13 protein-coding genes and 2 tRNA genes are annotated in these 15,570 nt (G+C 45.2%); 9 read left to right on the forward strand and 6 right to left on the reverse strand.

Features of this window, described 5'->3' with window-relative positions:
- Positions 1 to 33: 33 nt before the first annotated feature.
- The 3 genes from ATG66_RS15935 to ATG66_RS15945 all read left to right on the forward strand — a co-directional run bounded on the left by ATG66_RS15935 (position 34) and on the right by ATG66_RS15945 (position 2,161).
- On the forward strand, positions 34 to 1,167 hold the full coding sequence (locus ATG66_RS15935) for a flagellar assembly protein FlgT (protein ID WP_098416244.1): 1,134 nt from the start codon (positions 34 to 36) through the stop codon (positions 1,165 to 1,167).
- Between the two features lie 177 nt (positions 1,168 to 1,344).
- Positions 1,345 to 1,421: transfer RNA gene (locus ATG66_RS15940), tRNA-Arg, on the forward strand.
- 233 nt (positions 1,422 to 1,654) lie between these two features.
- Complete coding sequence (locus ATG66_RS15945) at positions 1,655 to 2,161, forward strand: Fe3+-citrate ABC transporter substrate-binding protein (protein WP_179885703.1); 507 nt, start codon at positions 1,655 to 1,657, stop codon at positions 2,159 to 2,161.
- A 147-nt stretch (positions 2,162 to 2,308) separates the two neighbouring features.
- On the opposite strand, the gene gltX is transcribed toward ATG66_RS15945, so the two are convergent.
- From gltX to chiP, 3 genes are all read right to left on the reverse strand, one after another.
- Complete coding sequence (gene gltX / locus ATG66_RS15950) at positions 2,309 to 3,736, reverse strand: glutamate--tRNA ligase (RefSeq protein WP_098416246.1); 1,428 nt, start codon at positions 3,734 to 3,736, stop codon at positions 2,309 to 2,311.
- Positions 3,737 to 3,915: 179 nt separating this feature from the next.
- Positions 3,916 to 4,509: a YccT family protein gene (locus ATG66_RS15955; protein WP_098416247.1), complete on the reverse strand. Its 594-nt coding sequence runs from the start codon at positions 4,507 to 4,509 to the stop codon at positions 3,916 to 3,918.
- A gap of 125 nt (positions 4,510 to 4,634) precedes the next feature.
- Positions 4,635 to 5,771: a chitoporin gene (gene chiP / locus ATG66_RS15960; RefSeq protein WP_098416248.1), complete on the reverse strand. Its 1,137-nt coding sequence runs from the start codon at positions 5,769 to 5,771 to the stop codon at positions 4,635 to 4,637.
- A gap of 475 nt (positions 5,772 to 6,246) precedes the next feature.
- On the opposite strand from chiP, the gene ATG66_RS15965 reads away from it, so the two are divergent.
- From ATG66_RS15965 to ATG66_RS15975, 3 genes are all read left to right on the forward strand, one after another.
- On the forward strand, positions 6,247 to 8,949 hold the full coding sequence (locus tag ATG66_RS15965; protein WP_098416249.1) for a heavy metal translocating P-type ATPase: 2,703 nt from the start codon (positions 6,247 to 6,249) through the stop codon (positions 8,947 to 8,949).
- Positions 8,950 to 8,970: 21 nt separating this feature from the next.
- Positions 8,971 to 9,420, forward strand: coding sequence for a DUF411 domain-containing protein (locus tag ATG66_RS15970; protein ID WP_098416250.1), 450 nt, complete (start codon positions 8,971 to 8,973; stop codon positions 9,418 to 9,420).
- Between the two features lie 138 nt (positions 9,421 to 9,558).
- A complete protein-coding gene (locus ATG66_RS15975; protein WP_098416437.1) occupies positions 9,559 to 10,431 on the forward strand; it encodes a TraB/GumN family protein in 873 nt (290 codons plus the stop codon).
- A 330-nt stretch (positions 10,432 to 10,761) separates the two neighbouring features.
- Here ATG66_RS15975 and ATG66_RS15980 read toward each other — a convergent pair.
- Positions 10,762 to 10,838, reverse strand: a tRNA-Pro gene (locus ATG66_RS15980).
- Positions 10,839 to 11,097: 259 nt separating this feature from the next.
- Here ATG66_RS15980 and ATG66_RS15985 point away from each other — a divergent pair.
- From ATG66_RS15985 to rluF, 3 genes are all read left to right on the forward strand, one after another.
- Positions 11,098 to 11,238, forward strand: coding sequence for a DUF3149 domain-containing protein (locus ATG66_RS15985; RefSeq protein WP_005382236.1), 141 nt, complete (start codon positions 11,098 to 11,100; stop codon positions 11,236 to 11,238).
- 132 nt (positions 11,239 to 11,370) lie between these two features.
- Complete coding sequence (gene smrA / locus ATG66_RS15990) at positions 11,371 to 11,952, forward strand: DNA endonuclease SmrA (protein ID WP_098416251.1); 582 nt, start codon at positions 11,371 to 11,373, stop codon at positions 11,950 to 11,952.
- Positions 11,953 to 12,045: 93 nt separating this feature from the next.
- On the forward strand, positions 12,046 to 13,107 hold the full coding sequence (gene rluF / locus ATG66_RS15995) for a 23S rRNA pseudouridine(2604) synthase RluF (RefSeq protein WP_098416252.1): 1,062 nt from the start codon (positions 12,046 to 12,048) through the stop codon (positions 13,105 to 13,107).
- Positions 13,108 to 13,233: 126 nt separating this feature from the next.
- Here the strand turns inward: rluF and ybaK are convergent, their stop codons facing one another.
- On the reverse strand, positions 13,234 to 13,707 hold the full coding sequence (gene ybaK, locus ATG66_RS16000; RefSeq protein ID WP_098416253.1) for a Cys-tRNA(Pro) deacylase: 474 nt from the start codon (positions 13,705 to 13,707) through the stop codon (positions 13,234 to 13,236).
- Between the two features lie 102 nt (positions 13,708 to 13,809).
- A complete protein-coding gene (gene ushA, locus ATG66_RS16005; RefSeq protein WP_098416254.1) occupies positions 13,810 to 15,492 on the reverse strand; it encodes a bifunctional UDP-sugar hydrolase/5'-nucleotidase UshA in 1,683 nt (560 codons plus the stop codon).
- Positions 15,493 to 15,570: the final 78 nt, after the last annotated feature.

A 15,570-nucleotide genomic window follows, 5' to 3' on the forward strand; every position in this document is an offset into this window, starting at 1 on the left:
AAAGCAATATTTATACCTGAATGGTTATAATCAATGAAAAAAATATTAATCAGCCTATTTTCAATCACTTTCATAATGCTTTTGCCTTTTAGAGCCGTGGCATCGTGGTACGAAGTAACAGGCGTTGCCACCATCGTTTCTTCTGAAGAAACGGCAAGATTACATGCACTGGAAGACGCTCTATTTAAAGCTGTTAATTTTTCGGGCGCCGATATTGGCAGTGTGAGCAATTTAATGCCGCTATTGGAAGAAAGTCGTAAAGAGTATCTGTTCACTAACCATGAAGTCCGTTACATTCTGGTCGAATCTGAACGTAAGCGCCGCGGAAAAGTCGAGGTCAAAATCCGTGTAGACATTTATCCGTCGGCAACGGGTTGCCATACCGCTCAATACAAGAAGACGATGCTTGTCGGTAACATTGAGATCGCATCACCACAGCAAGCCGTAATGGGACAGCTCTATCAAGTTGGGGATGACTTCAGCCGAGTGGTGAACCGCCAATTGGATCAAACCTCTCGTAGCTTTGTGTCCGTAGGAACCACTGACTATTCCATCAACAGCCATTACCCTGCCCGCACTCAAATGATTGCTCAAGACAACGGAGCACAATACATCATTGGTGGCGTGATTACGGATTTAACCGCCACCGTCGAATCTCAAATATTGCAAGATGACATTATCAACCGTCAGTTTGCGTTAGAGATGAAGGTTTTTGATGGCAAAACCGGCCATGAAGTCTTCCACAAAAACTATCGAGAAGTCGCTCATTGGCCATTTGCGAAAACCAGTCAAGTCGATACCAGAAGCGCTCGTTTTTGGGCGTCGGCCTACGGCGAGATGATGCTTCGCGTTAGTCGTAATATCATGCTGGATTTGGAGTCAGAGTTGTCTTGTAAAATCACACTACCAGAAGTGGTGGCGGTTTATGGCAACACTGTAACCATGGATCTTGGTCGTATGCATGGCGTAAAAGAAGGTGACACCTTGCAACTGTGGCATACCGCCTCTTTCATTGACCAAAATGGTTTACCACGTAACAAAGTTTCACAAAGTGAGATCACATTGACGGTATCACGTATTTATGAGAACGAAGCAGAATTGACCATTGATCAGCCAAATTTAGCATCGAGTGTCCAAATTGGCGACGTTATGAACAAGATATTATAAAAGCAAGCATTAAACCTTGAGGTATCCTCACTTTTGAATATCATAGGCAAGTCATCTTTTTTGATGATGCCCATTGTCGTCGTTAGGTGTTCAGATTGACACGGACAAGTGAATCGATACCGTTGCCAAGCTTTGACTCAGCAATACGCTCCAATGAATTACGACTATTGGCATTACGCCCTCATGGCACAGCTGGATAGCGCAGTCCCCTCCTAAGGGACAGGTCGTAGGTTCGAATCCTACTGGGGGCGCCATATTTTAGTCTTAGCTCCTTATTGGGCTAAGACTTTTTATACTCATTTTCCGGGACATTATAGGTACAAACCTTTGCCGAGAATGTCCTGACACGTAAGTACTTACTATTCAGACCTCCTCCTCTTGAAATCATTTTATTGGCACTCTATTTACAGTTTTGTATTTTATTACTTTAATTGTCTATGAGTTTTGCTTACCCTTTTGGCTATTAACAAGATTATTAGTTAGCACTATGTCTAAGAGCAATTTAATCACTAACACCGGACACCGCTTTATCTCGAAAGGCAAAACTGCCTTCAAGATTCATATCCATACACCGGAGGATACGGTACTGCACCGCTCGGTGGGATTTGTGCGTATTGGAGAAAAGAAAGGCTTGAAGAAAGCCATCAAACTCAGGAATGAATTGGGTCGGCAAATGTGGGGCAAATTTTGGCGACGTCTATTGAAAGATCCCTACCTAATGACTCGGCTTCCTCACAGCGTTGAACCTAAAATTGTTCACAAACCTAATCCAACTCTTGAGAACCCTGATAACCGAGATACTTGTTACATCGCTAAATGGCGAGAGTTTAACGAAAATGGCGAATATAAATATAAAACCATCGTACGTTCTATCAGTAAATACGGTAAGTTGGCTGCCTATATGCAAACCAAAAAAGCATTATTGGAAGCACACAAAGATAACTTAGAGATCCTGACGTTCATGGGGCGATTAAATAGTATTGACCTCAAGTAATCCATGCATCTGTAGCGATGAATCTTGAGGGGAGCTTTCACGATTAAAAATAGAAATCAAAAGATAGAAGAATAGATACTTGTCAGTTTTAGAATACAAAAAAGCCGTGTTAAATATCACGGCTTTTTGACTAGTCATTCATCGTGTTTATGCGTTTGCTTCACGCTCGGCAATAAATGCTAGTGCCATTTTGATGCGAGCAATACAACGCTCTTTGCCAACCAGTTCCATTACTGCATCTACAGAAGGAGACTGACCGCCACCGGTTACAGCAACACGTAATGGCATACCGATTTTGCCCATGCCGATTTCCAACTCTTCACAGACAGCAGAAATAACACCATCTTTGATGTTCGCTGTCGTCCACTCTGTCAGTGCTTCAGCTTTTGCTAGAGCCAGCTCTAGCGGTGCTTTAGCCACACCACGTAAGTGCTTCTTCGCTGCGCCCGCTTCAAACTCAGAGAAATCTTCGTAGAAGTAACGGATTTGCTCCGCTAGCTCAACTAGCGTGTGACAGCGCTCACCTACTAGCTTGATCACTTCCGTGATTGCAGGACCGTTAGTCACATCCAGTTTTTGTTGATCGAGGTGCCATTGTAGGTGCTCTGCAACGTACGCTGGATCTGAGTTTTTGATGTAGTGGTTGTTCAACCATTGCAGTTTGTCAGTGTTGAAAGCCGATGCTGACTTAGAGACGGCGTTTAGGCTGAACAGGTTAATCATCTCTTCTTGAGAGAAAATCTCTTGGTCACCATGAGACCAACCAAGACGTACTAGGTAATTGTTAAGTGCGGCAGGCAGGTAACCCATGTCGCGATATTGCATTACCGATACTGCGCCGTGACGTTTCGACAGTTTTGCACCGTCATCGCCTAGGATCATGGCACAGTGAGCAAAAGTCGGTACTGGCGCACCTAACGCTTTGTAGATGTTGATCTGACGAGGCGTGTTGTTGATGTGGTCTTCACCACGAACAACGTGCGTGATGCCCATATCCCAGTCGTCAACAACCACACAGAAGTTGTAGGTTGGTGAACCATCGGTACGGCGAATGATCAGATCATCCATTTGATCGTTGCGGATTTCGATGCGACCACGAATTTGGTCGTCAAATACTACGCTGCCCTCTTTTGGATTACGGAAACGGATTACGCATGGATCGCCATCTTTTGCCGCTTCGTTTGCCGCTTTGATTTTTGGATGGTTGGCATCGTAGCGAGGCATTTCTTTATTTGCTTCTTGCTCTGCACGGATTTCATCTAGCAGCTCTTTAGACGCGTAACATTGGTAAGCTTTGCCTTCTGCCAGCAGCTTATCCACCATTTCGTTGTAACGATCAAAACGTTGAGTTTGGTAGTAAGGGCCTTCATCCCACTCCAAACCTAGCCATTCCATGCCTTCTAGAATCGCATCAACCGCTTCCTGAGAGTTACGCTCAAGGTCTGTATCTTCGATACGCAGTACAAATTCGCCACCTTGGTTTTTAGCGTATAGCCAAGAGTAAAGTGCAGTACGTGCACCACCAACGTGTAGATAGCCAGTTGGGCTAGGAGCAAAACGAGTTTTAACCGTCATTTGAGTTCCTTAGGGGTAATGATCAACGAGAGATCTCTCGTTGTAATGTCAAGGATAAAAGTGGCGACATTTTACCACCGTAAGTCAATTCTACAATCGGTTTGACAGCAGAAATACAAACAGGGCAGCACCAGTACAGGCACTGCCCTCATATTTTACGGTTTAAGCGCGGAACGAAATTACTTCAGGTTCTGCATTGCCCATTGCATAAACTCTTGTTGCTCTTCACGGCTCAGATGATTAAACGATACTTTTAGTGTTTTGGTTTCCGCCGGAGAAGACGCAATGCTTGCCTTGGTCGATGCTTTGTTCATTGCGTTGTTATAGTCTGCCACTTCTCGTTCGTAATCACGAAAACCTTGCAAACCACCTTTACGAAGTTGAACCATAGAGAATTCCACTTCTTTGCCGTTTTTGTCTTTTAATACCACTTTTGGAGCGAGTTCGAAGGCTTTCGCTTCTTCGATGGTGCGGAACGCTTTGTAAGTCAGCGATAGTTCGGCGTCTTTTTCTGCATCAAATTCCAATACCAGCGGCTGCGAGTCGAACTTACGGCGCTTGCCGTCTTCATATACAATTTGCCCAACCGTCACGGCTAACTGGTTCTCACCCTTTTTGAGTTCAATGCTGTTGTCTTTAGAAATCCACTCAGGGTACACAAACTCACCGTTGAGTACGCGAGGTACCAATTTCGCTTGCAGAGTCAGTTGAGCAGCAAAAGCAGGCGCAGAAAGCATTGCGCAAAGTCCGAGAAGTGTCGTTGTTTTTTTCATCGTGGTTTCTCACTTTATACCAATTTAGATAAGCCTCTGAAACTTACAGGCCGGTCATTTCAAAGGCTTATTTGAATAGTTATCAAGACAAAAAGGGCGTTTCCGCCCTTTTAGCTGCTTCTAAATTAGAAGTAGTATTCAACACCGACAGAGAACTCGTCGTAGTCCGCTGACTTCCAACGATTTGTACCATTACCTGGGTCAATGTAACCATTCGCGTAGGATGCACCGTCACCAAAGTCTAGGGTACGAGCACGTACGTAAAGCACTGCCGATGGGTCGACGAAGTACATGACTTGAGCAGAAACAACATCATCTGCAGTATCATCGATGGTCTTGCCGTCACGTTCTAAATCGAAATTCGCTGCATAAGCCAGTTTGTATTGCCAGTCACCGGTGGTGTACATCAACCCCGTCGACAACGCATCTTGCTTCTCACTCACGCCTTTGCTTCCATCAGCTTCCATGTATTTGTACTGCGCGAAGAAAGAGATACCGTTATCAAACCAACCTTGCGCACCAATTAGATAAGAGTTGTTTTCCCACGTTTGGTCTTCCATCTCAATGTTGCGGTTGCCTTCGTACGCCGCGTCTAACTGAATTGGGCCAAGTTTGTAGTGAGCGGCGATACCACCCCAGTAGTCATCACCTCCACCCAAACCCGCTTTATCACCCGCACCAGCAGCAACGTCTAAAGAGAGCTTGTCTGCGTACATTGGCGAGTCCCAACGGATGGTGTTTGATTGACGATCTTGGTACTTAGCACCACCAATTGCGCCCCCCCAGTCGTATACATCGCCGAGGCCTGGGTTCGACGCTGGCCAGTCCACCAACTCGTACATCGGTGTTAATACACGACCTAAGCGAACTTGACCCCAAGATGCACTTTCAAAACCGACGAATGTGTCACGTTCACCAAGACCTGCACCTTCACCACCAAAGCTAGGGTCTACGTAACCCCCTTCAATTTGCCAAATAAAGGTAGGGTTGAAGTTAGCAAATTGTTTTTTACCACGAAAACCGATACGAGATTCGTTGTTGAGCTGCATACCACCAAGGTCATCGTCCGTTGCTTGGCTACCAGAATCGTAATCGCGGTACGCGGCCTGCATCGCGATGATCCCATAAACTTCATAAGAGAATGAATCTTTAGTTAAGTACTCTTTCGCTGCATCGCTGTTTGCACCATCAGCAAAAGCAGCGCCACTGAACATCATGCCTGTGATTGCCGTAGCAAGTAGGCTTTTCTTTAGGTAAGACATTTTTAACCCCTATATTTTTTTAGTTATTCCATTTTCAAATTCGCTAACTAGGACATGAAAGGAACTTGAAATAACGTTTGGACGGGATAAATATGACAAACTTTTTTCGCGGTAAAAAACGCGACCACTAGCAATCTGAGCGACTTCAAAGTGAGAAAATCAAAAAGAATATAAATTAAATATTTTCAGCAAGTTAACCCGAAAAATAAAAACAAAAAAACGTCAAAATAGATTTTTCACACCGCACTGACATTGAGGCAGCCTTAAAATCACGATCGACTTCATTCATCTTTTAGGTGTTTTAACGGAACTTTATATTCGGAGAGAAAAAATCTTGAGGTGACTCGCAAGAAAACCTGACGTTCCCGCCACATTTCCCTTGGTTTTGACGAAATTGATGTCGAGGCTGAAAGGCTTGACCTTACCCTAACGGCAAGGTTTAAGCTCAATGCATCACTATTAACGAGGGCAAATTATGAATCAATTTGTTGTACCTTTAGCGGGGCTTAACTGCATGGGTTGTGCACGAAAAGTTGAGAAAGCTTTACACGCGGATCACGATGTCACCATCCTCAATTTGTCCCCGACCCAAGTAAAACTCAAAACCCATTCAGCTGTATCCGAGATCGTTGCAACGATTGAATCTCTTGGCTATCAAGCCGGTCATAACTATGAGTTTCACTTATCTGGCTTGAGCTGTGACGGCTGCGTTAAAAAGCTGTCTTCTTTACTAGCGTCTGACCCTGAAGTGATTTCATTTGACGCTTCTACCTCGCATTTAACTATTCGCACTTTACTCACTGAGCAACGCGTCATCGAACTCGTTGCAAGCTTGGGTTATACCGCGAACAACGAATTTCAAACAGAACAATCACCAGCAACATCAACGTTAGAACAAAACCAAAATACCGAGCCAGACAACCAAACAAAAGCAGAGCCACCAACTGATACGGTTCAACTGCAAATGTTAATTCAAGGCATGACTTGCGCCAGTTGTGTGGCTTCCGTAGAAAAAGCACTGACCAAGGTCCAAGGGGTAGAAAAAGCCCAAGTGAACTTAGCCGAACAAAGTGCGCTTGTCTTTGTCACTGAGGACTCTGATGCGTTGCATCAAACGATTTTAGAATCCGTCAAACAAGCGGGTTATCAAGGGGAAGTTCTTCAAGATGCCGCAACTCAACAAGAAAAGCAGGCACAACAACAACATCAGCAACAAAAACGTTTTAAGTTGGATGCCATTGCTGGTTTAGTCGTCGGGGCTCCTTTGATGATCTGGGGGATTGCCGGCGGTAATATGATGATTCGCAATACCAATGACCAATTGGTTTGGGGCGCGATCGGTGTTGTGTGTTTACTGCTGCTTGCCACTGCTGGAAAACAATTCTTCAGTAACGCTTGGTTAGCGGCTACTCACAAACGCGCCACGATGGATACCTTAGTAGCGCTCGGCACTGGCGCGGCGTGGTTCTATTCCATGCTTGTGGTGATCTTCCCAGATTGGTTCCCACTCGCCTCTCGCCATGTTTACTTCGAAGCCAGTGCGATGATCATTGGTTTGATTTCACTCGGCCACTATATCGAAGCCAAAGCTAAAGCGAACACCACTCGCTCATTGCAGGCTTTGGTGAACTTACAGCCTCAACAAGCGACAGTCATCACTGAGAAAGGTGATAAGCAAATCTCGGTAGAAGAAATCACACTAGGAATGAAGTTACGTATCAAGCCGGGAGAGAAAGTGCCCGTCGACGGTACAGTCGCTAATGGCGAGTCATACATCGATGAGTCCATGTTAACGGGTGAACCCGTTCCGGTACTCAAAACACAAGAGGCCCACGTTTCTGCAGGCACATTAAATACCGACGGCTCTCTCATTATTGAGGCTACGGGCATTGGGGCGAACACCATGCTGGCACGCATCATTCGTATGGTACGCACTGCTCAAAGTAGTAAACCTGCTATCGCTAAATTGGCCGATCAGATCTCATCGGTATTTGTGCCGGTTGTTGTCGGTATAGCGATACTGGCTGCATTGGTTTGGTTTGCTGTCGGTCCAGAGCCAAAAGCCAGCTACATGTTAGTCGTAACAACGACGGTGCTGATCATCGCTTGTCCCTGTGCTCTTGGCCTCGCGACCCCACTTTCTGTCACGGTTGGGGTGGGTAAAGCCGCAGAGCTAGGCATCTTAATCAAAGACGCGGATGCGTTGCAGTTAGCCAGCAAAATTGACACCGTCGTCTTTGATAAAACGGGCACGCTTACCCAAGGAAAACCGAGTGTGCAGCACGTGTTTACTCACGCCACCAGCCAAGAAGATCTGTTGGGGTTAGCATACGCCGCCGAACGTCAGTCAGAGCACCCACTGGCAAAAGCGGTGTGTGACTTCGCGCAACAGCACGATGCACAAGAGGTGACCTTAGATAAATTTGAGAATATCCGTGGGCGCGGCATTTTGGCAACGTATCAAGATAAACCGCTGCTTATTGGCTCACTGCAATTTATGCAGGCGGAAAACGTTGCAACAGAGACGCTTCAACAAGCAATAGATGAATGCGCTCAAAACGCTTGGACTCCGGTAGCTGTGGCATTGAACGGCGAGCTAATAGGTTTGATAGCCATTGCTGATCCAATCAAACCGGATGCAAAACAAGCGCTCTCTGCATTAAAATCGCAAAATATTAAAACCGTGATGCTAACCGGAGATAACCAGCATGTAGCCAATGCCATCGGTAAAGAGTTGAGCATTGATGAGGTTATTGCGCAAGTCATGCCTGATGAAAAAGCACAGCACATTGCGCAACTTCAATCTCAAGGCCACACCGTTGCAATGGTGGGGGATGGCATTAATGATGCCCCTGCTCTTGCGTTAGCCAACCTTGGTATTGCGATGGGAAGCGGTAGCGATGTGGCGATCGAGAGCTCACAAATGACGATTTTGAATACGTCACCAATGGCAGTTGTACATGCGATAGCACTGTCGCGCGCTACACTTAAAAACATGAAACAAAACCTATTTGGTGCTTTCGTTTATAACTCGCTGGGTATCCCTGTTGCGGCAGGCGTACTTTATCCTGCATTTGGATTTTTGCTCAGCCCAGTAGTCGCAGGCGCGGCAATGGCGCTGTCATCTATTACTGTCGTTAGTAATGCAAATCGACTACGACTTTTTTCAGTAAAATAACCACTAATATTTGAGGCTATTATGAAGTTGAAATTATTGACCTTTGCAATGCTTGCGACCGCATCCGCCAACGTATTGGCAGCCGATGTCATTAACCACAAATCGCCATACTGTGGCTGTTGTGGTGAATGGACAAAACACATGGAAGAGAACGGCTTTACGGTCGAAGAAAAACTGCACGATGAAATGAATGTCATCAAACGCGATCTGGGGATCAACAATGAACAGCTTTACTCTTGTCACACTGCGGAGATCAATGGCTATTTATTCGAAGGTCACATTCCAGCCAAAGACATTAAAGCCTTTTTAGAAAATCCACCACGTAATGCCAAAGGCCTAGCTGTACCAGGTATGCCAATGGGATCTCCGGGGATGGAGTATGGCGATAAGAAAGACAGTTATACGGTTTACGCCTTCAACGAACAAGGCCAAGTATTCGAATACCGCCATCACGAAGGTAACGACCAATAAAAACAAAGCCCTCAACATATGTTGAGGGCTTTCAGCAAACAGCCTCTAATTGTAAAACAACCAGCGCCATTATTCGATGCTCGTCACACGGCTTGTTTGGGGATAAAGTTTACAGACCCCGTACCTGAGGATAAAACTATGTTCCGTCTATTGACGCTGATGTCATCTCTACTTGTCGCCATTACTTCTTTTTCATCCTATGCAGAGCCACAACACTGGTTAGCGAAAAAAGATGAAATAGAGCTGATGATCATCGGTTCGGTACATGTGGGTGATAAAAGCATGTACCCATTACCTAAAAAAATCACTCAGTATTTAAATCAAAGTGCCGGATTAATTATCGAAGCGGACGTAAGAAACTCAAAAGGTGTGGTTTATCCACAAACCGCGACTCGCTCTAAAAACGTCCTAGACAGAACTCAACGTCGCCATCTTGTAAAAATAGCGAAAGATCTAGGCTTGCCTGAAACTCAGCTTTTGAACTCGCCACCATGGGCCGCAGCACTTACCATTCAACTCGCTTTAGTCAATAAGCTCGGCTACATTCCAGACTACGGCGTCGACATGCATTTGATTGAATTAGCAGATAAAAATCAAACTCCGGTCATTCCATTAGAGTCGGTGCAATTTCAAATTGATTTGCTCGCTGGCCAACCCGACGCAGGTAAAGAGATGCTTCTGTCATCCATTGAAGAATATAACGGCGGAGAAGAGTTAATCCGGTGCCTGATAGAAAGCTGGAAAAGCGGTGATGGCAATATGTTGGTAGAAGTTTCATTAATTGATCAGGCAACAGACGACTTTAATCAAGCCTTCTTATATGAACGCAATCGAGATTGGGCGAAACAGCTCGATACTGGCAGCGTACTACCTCAAAATTCAGGTCGCTACACGGTAGTCGTCGGCAGTTTACATCTGGTCGGTAAAGATAATCTTATTGAGCTACTTGAAAAGCGTGGTTTTGACGTGAAGCCGCTCGGTCATACTCGTCAAGCCATGTGTAATATCTAGGCTTATTATCTTAATAAGAACCTAAAGCTAAATTAAGATGCCAAAACATTAGCCGTCAAAAAGGTTCTGTTTTTATCCAGAACCTTTTAGAAAGTTCTCATGCAGCATCATATGCTAACTTCACACGAACCCACTCGGGGCTGAATCATGACTCATGAAATTGACCCGCGCCACAACAACGAAAGCCTGCTATAAAAACAGGCTTTATCACATGATCGGTGAAGAGACATTCGGTGGCCTGACGTTCCAGCTCACGGGCGGGTCTCTCCCACTCACCTATTATCAGATACAAAAAAGGCTCTGTATTTCTACAGAGCCTTTTTTTGAATATGGTCGGTGAAGAGGGATTCGAACCCCCGACCCTCTGGTCCCAAACCAGATGCGCTACCAAACTGCGCTATTCACCGAGATGTTTAACCAAGGACTTATCCTCGTCAACGACTGGGTATATTACGGATTCTGATCTGAGACGCAAGTGCTTTTTACAAAAAAACAAAGATCTGAATTTGTTTGATGATGAACTGAACACTAGCACGTAAAATGTGATTGATAACTCACAACAAAATACACTTTATTAACCTCAGCAACATAATTGATCCAGATCAGTGTGCATAAAATCGCCGCCCTTTAACTTTATGCTTGTCGGAAATATCTTGGAGGAAACATATGGACTTTTGGCTTGATCTCCTATTTGGTAATGCAGTGGGTCTATCATCAATGATAGTAATCTTTGGGGCAATTGGTCTGATGTTGTTTTACGGCGGTTTCTTCATATACAAGATTATGAACGACAAATCTCCTCACTAGATCTCGCTTAGCTCTAGAAACGCTTTGCACCGGAGTCGGTTACTTGCCTACTCCGGTTTTTTATTTGATCTCAATGCACCACTCATTGATATAATCCTATTATTCCTCCCTGTTCTTAATGAGATTACTACTATGTCTCACGATGACGATTTTGATCTGTTCCAACAGATGATGGGCGATGTAAAGCCGATCACTCAAGACACCGCCGAACACCCAAAGGTTCACCAAGTGACCGAAGCGCAGCTTGCGAAACGTGAAGCAGCAATATGGTTAACGGAAGACGACCCTGAGTATTTGTCGCTTGATCACGCCGAAATGCTAAAACCAGACGACTTTGTTGAGTTTAAGCGTGATGGGGTGCAGGACGGAGTGTACCGCAAACTTCGTCTTGGTAAATATCCCATTCAAGCCCGCCTCGATCTGCATCGTAAAACGTTAAAAGAAGCTCGTGATGAGGTCGTGAAGTTTTTAAAACAGTGCCTCTCAATGGACATCCGAACGGTCGTTATTGTCCACGGTCGAGGAGAACGCTCCAACCCACCAGCAATGATGAAAAGCTTTGTGAGCAGTTGGCTACAACAAATCAGGGAAGTACAGTGCGTGCATAGTACACAGCGCTTTCATGGCGGAACCGGAGCCGTATACGTCCTACTAAGAAAAAGCGCGGAAAAGAAGCTAGAAACCCGTGAACGTCACCAAAAACGGTTAGGCTAACTTTCACCTCAGTGCTAGAATGCCCGCCTTTATTCCTCCTTCCTTTTAGGGGAAGGAAACTTCATTCGCCGTTGTGAAACGTTAGGAGACAACATGTCACAAGACAACGCAAAACGATTAAATAAATTCATCAGTGAAACGGGCTTTTGCTCACGTCGTGAGGCAGACCGACTGATTGAACAAGGTCGTGTCACCGTCAATGGCCATAAACCAGAAATGGGAACAAAAGTCCTATTAGGTGATGATGTTTGTGTGGATGGCAAGCCGGTCGCAGCAAAAGAGAAGCCTATCTATATCGCGCTCAACAAACCAACCGGTATCACTTGTACGACTGAGCGAGATGTACCAGGAAATATTGTTGACTTTATCGGGCATAAAAAACGTATTTTCCCGATCGGTCGCTTGGATAAGCCATCCGACGGTCTGATCTTTTTGACCAACGATGGTGACATCGTGAATAAAATCCTCCGTGCTGGCAACAACCACGAAAAAGAATACGTGGTACGCGTCGACAAACCGATCACAGGTGAATTCCTTAAGCAGATGTCGAGTGGTGTAAAAATCCTTGATACGGTAACGCTGCCTTGTAAAGTCACCAAGGAGACTAAATTCTCTTTCCGTATCATACTGACTCAAGGTTTAAACCGTCAGATTCGTCGCATGTGTGAAACGTTAGGCTACGAAGTCTTTAAGCTTCGCCGTGTCCGCATTATGAACATCTCTCTGGATGGCATTCCTAACGGAAAATGGCGTTATTTAACGGACAATGAAGTGTCAGAGATCCTAGCGATGTGTGATGGTTCGGTTAGTACAGAAGAGGCGTCTCAAGTTGATTCTAAAGGCCGCAATATTCGCAAAGCGACGGATGCTAAGCTGTTTGATAGCCGCGACGAGCACCAAGACTCGAACTCTCGCCGTAATCAAAAGCCACGAACATACCGCGGTAACAATGCCGATGACTTCCGTCATGCACCTAACTCTAAAAGAGGTCAACAAAGACGCCGTGACGATAGCGACAACCCCCGCTCATCCAAAGATAGCGTTAAGAACACAGGCCCTGAGCGTAAACCAAAGTTACGCTATGACAACCTAGGCTCCACCAAGCCAAAGAAACCAGCAAAACGAACGAGCGGCACGTTAAGCCTGAAAAAATAATAACACCATAAAGTCAGCGCTGATGAATGACGTGAGGACAACACTTAAGGGCAAGCTGAGCTTGTATAACGCGGTTATCGAAAATGTTAACCAACAAAGATAACCCGTTATTTATAGTGATGCGTCTTATAAGCACAGCGCCGCAAACTGGCCACGTGTTAGCGCCAGTAGGTCTTTTGGCGCAAGCTCTATTTCTAAACCACGCTTGCCCGCACTCACGCAGATCGTGTCTTGTACGCCCGCACTTTCGTGTAAAAATGTTGGTAAGGCCTTTTTTTGCCCTAGTGGGCTAATACCACCGACAACATAGCCTGTCGCTTTCTGAGCGATCTCTGGGTCAGCCATGTCGGCTTTCTTTCCTTTCGCTGCTTTGGCTGCCAATTTCAGATTTAATTTTTGGTCGACAGGAATAATCGCTACCGCTAAGTTCTTTGGCTCGCCGTTGAGGCAAAACAATAACGTTTTAAATACTTTATTTGTATCCTGTCCCAACACCTCGGCCGCTTCTAATCCATAACTATCAGCTCGAGGATCATGCACGTACTGATGAATGGTGTGGGGGATTTTTTTCTTTTCTGCAAGCTTAATGGCCGGAGTCATCAAGATTCTCCTAATAGAAACAAAAACGCAGCCTTAGTAAGTCGCGGCTGCGCTTTCAGTTAAAGATATCTGCGAGTTTGAGTCAATCGCTTTTTATCTACTCTATTGATCAATAACGTTGTTAGTTGTGTAAGTGATGTTACCAGAGGGCGCAAACTCATTCACGTCTATCGGGCTGTATACTTCCAAGTATTCTTTCAATACTTCAGCATCGGTAAAACCCGTATTTACGTAATTAGGGTGCTCATCAATTTTAGGGTAACCGTCACCACCTGAGGCATTATAGCTTGGAACAGTAAAGCGGTAATGACCATCCAAGCGGAGTTGCTCATCACCAATAAACACATTGGTCACTTTACCGTTTTCAACACTCATCGCAATACCCGCAAACTGAGCATACGCACCAGAATCGATAGGTTTTGTTGCCACGACATTTAGGTAATCCAGCACTTCTTTACCCGTCATATCCACGTATGACACCATATTCCCAAACGGTTGAACAGTAAGCACATCTTTATAAGTGATGTCTCCTGCAGCAATAGAATCTCGAACACCGCCAGAGTTCATGACGCCAAAGTCGGCTTTCGCTCGCTCCATATGGGCCGTTGCAATCAATCGACCTAAATTCGTTTGCTTAAAGCGAACGACATTTCGATCGCCTTCAAGCTTGCCGTTTGACTCGGCAACTTTCACACTGAGTTTATCTTGGCCTTTTTCTTGGTACGGTTTTAAAAACTCTAAGAGATCTTGGTCTTGCTCAATCTCATCTTCAATAAGGACGCGCTGTGACTTGCCGTCAACTTTGATTTTCTTCTTCAAGTTAACTGGGATCAGGTCATAACTCACCATGGATAATTCGCCATTGCGGAATTCGTAGTCAGCACGGCCTACATATTTTCCCCACTCGTGCGCTTGCACAATGTAGGTCCCATTTTGTTGATCCGGTTTGCACTCATCACCCGGCTTGAAGTTTGTGTTGTATGTGTTTGCCCCTTCCATACACACAGGCTCTTGTGAGTGACCACCCACAATCATGTCCAGATCGCCCTCATTTAGGTAACGCGCTAACGCTACATCACCCGGCGCATTACCACCATGGTTACCATTTTCATAGTGTCCCATGTGTGTCACAGCAAAAATCAAATCTGGTTTTTCTGTCTCTTTTAGCTCGGCAATCAGTTTTGTCGCCTCTTCTTTTGGATCACGAAAATCGACTTGCGCAATGTATTCTGGGTTACCGATCTTGGCAGTATCTTCCGTGGTTAGGCCAATAACCGCGATTTTGATGCCTTGTTTTTTAAACATGGCGTATGGTTGAAATAGGCGCTCATCCGTCTCTTTGTGGTAGATATTCGCTGAAAGCATTGGGAAGTTTGCCCAGTCTTCCTGTTTAAAGAGTACGTCTAATGAATTATCGAATTCATGATTACCCAACGCCATCGCGTCATAACCAATTTTACTCATACCTTTGAAGTCAGGTTCCGCATCTTGCAGGTCAGATTCAGGAACACCCGTATTAATGTCCCCGCCAGACAATAACAACACACTGCCACCTTGCGCTTGGATGTCTGCTCGTAAATCATCGATCAACGTTTTGCGTGCAGCCATGCCGTATTCACCGTATTTATTCTGCCAAAAACGGCCATGATGATCGTTAGTATGCAAAACCGTTAGCTTATACGTCGTTTTTTCATTCCATTCATGCGCAGGCTCGGTGGCGCACCCAGCTAACGTAGCGAGAATTGCGGCACTCAAAGCGGTTTTTATCATTAGGCGTTTTTTCATTGTTTTACCTTTTTTATTGTCTGAATCTACTGCATTGCACTTTCAAAGTGATGAGAGAAGCTCTGTTCCTGACAGTAG

Source organism: Vibrio sp. ES.051 (assembly GCF_002563795.1).
In the GTDB taxonomy this organism is placed as follows: domain Bacteria; phylum Pseudomonadota; class Gammaproteobacteria; order Enterobacterales; family Vibrionaceae; genus Vibrio.

What these genes read in the sequence shown, in the direction of transcription:
- ushA (WP_098416254.1), bottom strand. Translation starts at nt 15,492, where the DNA reads ATGAAAAAACGCCTAATGATAAAAACCGCTTTGAGTGCCGCAATTCTC.
- smrA (WP_098416251.1), top strand. Translation starts at nt 11,371, where the DNA reads ATGTCTCACGATGACGATTTTGATCTGTTCCAACAGATGATGGGCGAT.
- ATG66_RS15935 (WP_098416244.1), top strand. Translation starts at nt 34, where the DNA reads ATGAAAAAAATATTAATCAGCCTATTTTCAATCACTTTCATAATGCTT.
- chiP (WP_098416248.1), bottom strand. Translation starts at nt 5,771, where the DNA reads ATGTCTTACCTAAAGAAAAGCCTACTTGCTACGGCAATCACAGGCATG.
- ATG66_RS15965 (WP_098416249.1), top strand. Translation starts at nt 6,247, where the DNA reads ATGAATCAATTTGTTGTACCTTTAGCGGGGCTTAACTGCATGGGTTGT.
- ATG66_RS15985 (WP_005382236.1), top strand. Translation starts at nt 11,098, where the DNA reads ATGGACTTTTGGCTTGATCTCCTATTTGGTAATGCAGTGGGTCTATCA.
- ATG66_RS15970 (WP_098416250.1), top strand. Translation starts at nt 8,971, where the DNA reads ATGAAGTTGAAATTATTGACCTTTGCAATGCTTGCGACCGCATCCGCC.
- ATG66_RS15975 (WP_098416437.1), top strand. Translation starts at nt 9,559, where the DNA reads ATGTTCCGTCTATTGACGCTGATGTCATCTCTACTTGTCGCCATTACT.
- rluF (WP_098416252.1), top strand. Translation starts at nt 12,046, where the DNA reads ATGTCACAAGACAACGCAAAACGATTAAATAAATTCATCAGTGAAACG.
- ybaK (WP_098416253.1), bottom strand. Translation starts at nt 13,707, where the DNA reads ATGACTCCGGCCATTAAGCTTGCAGAAAAGAAAAAAATCCCCCACACC.
- gltX (WP_098416246.1), bottom strand. Translation starts at nt 3,736, where the DNA reads ATGACGGTTAAAACTCGTTTTGCTCCTAGCCCAACTGGCTATCTACAC.
- ATG66_RS15955 (WP_098416247.1), bottom strand. Translation starts at nt 4,509, where the DNA reads ATGAAAAAAACAACGACACTTCTCGGACTTTGCGCAATGCTTTCTGCG.
- ATG66_RS15945 (WP_179885703.1), top strand. Translation starts at nt 1,655, where the DNA reads ATGTCTAAGAGCAATTTAATCACTAACACCGGACACCGCTTTATCTCG.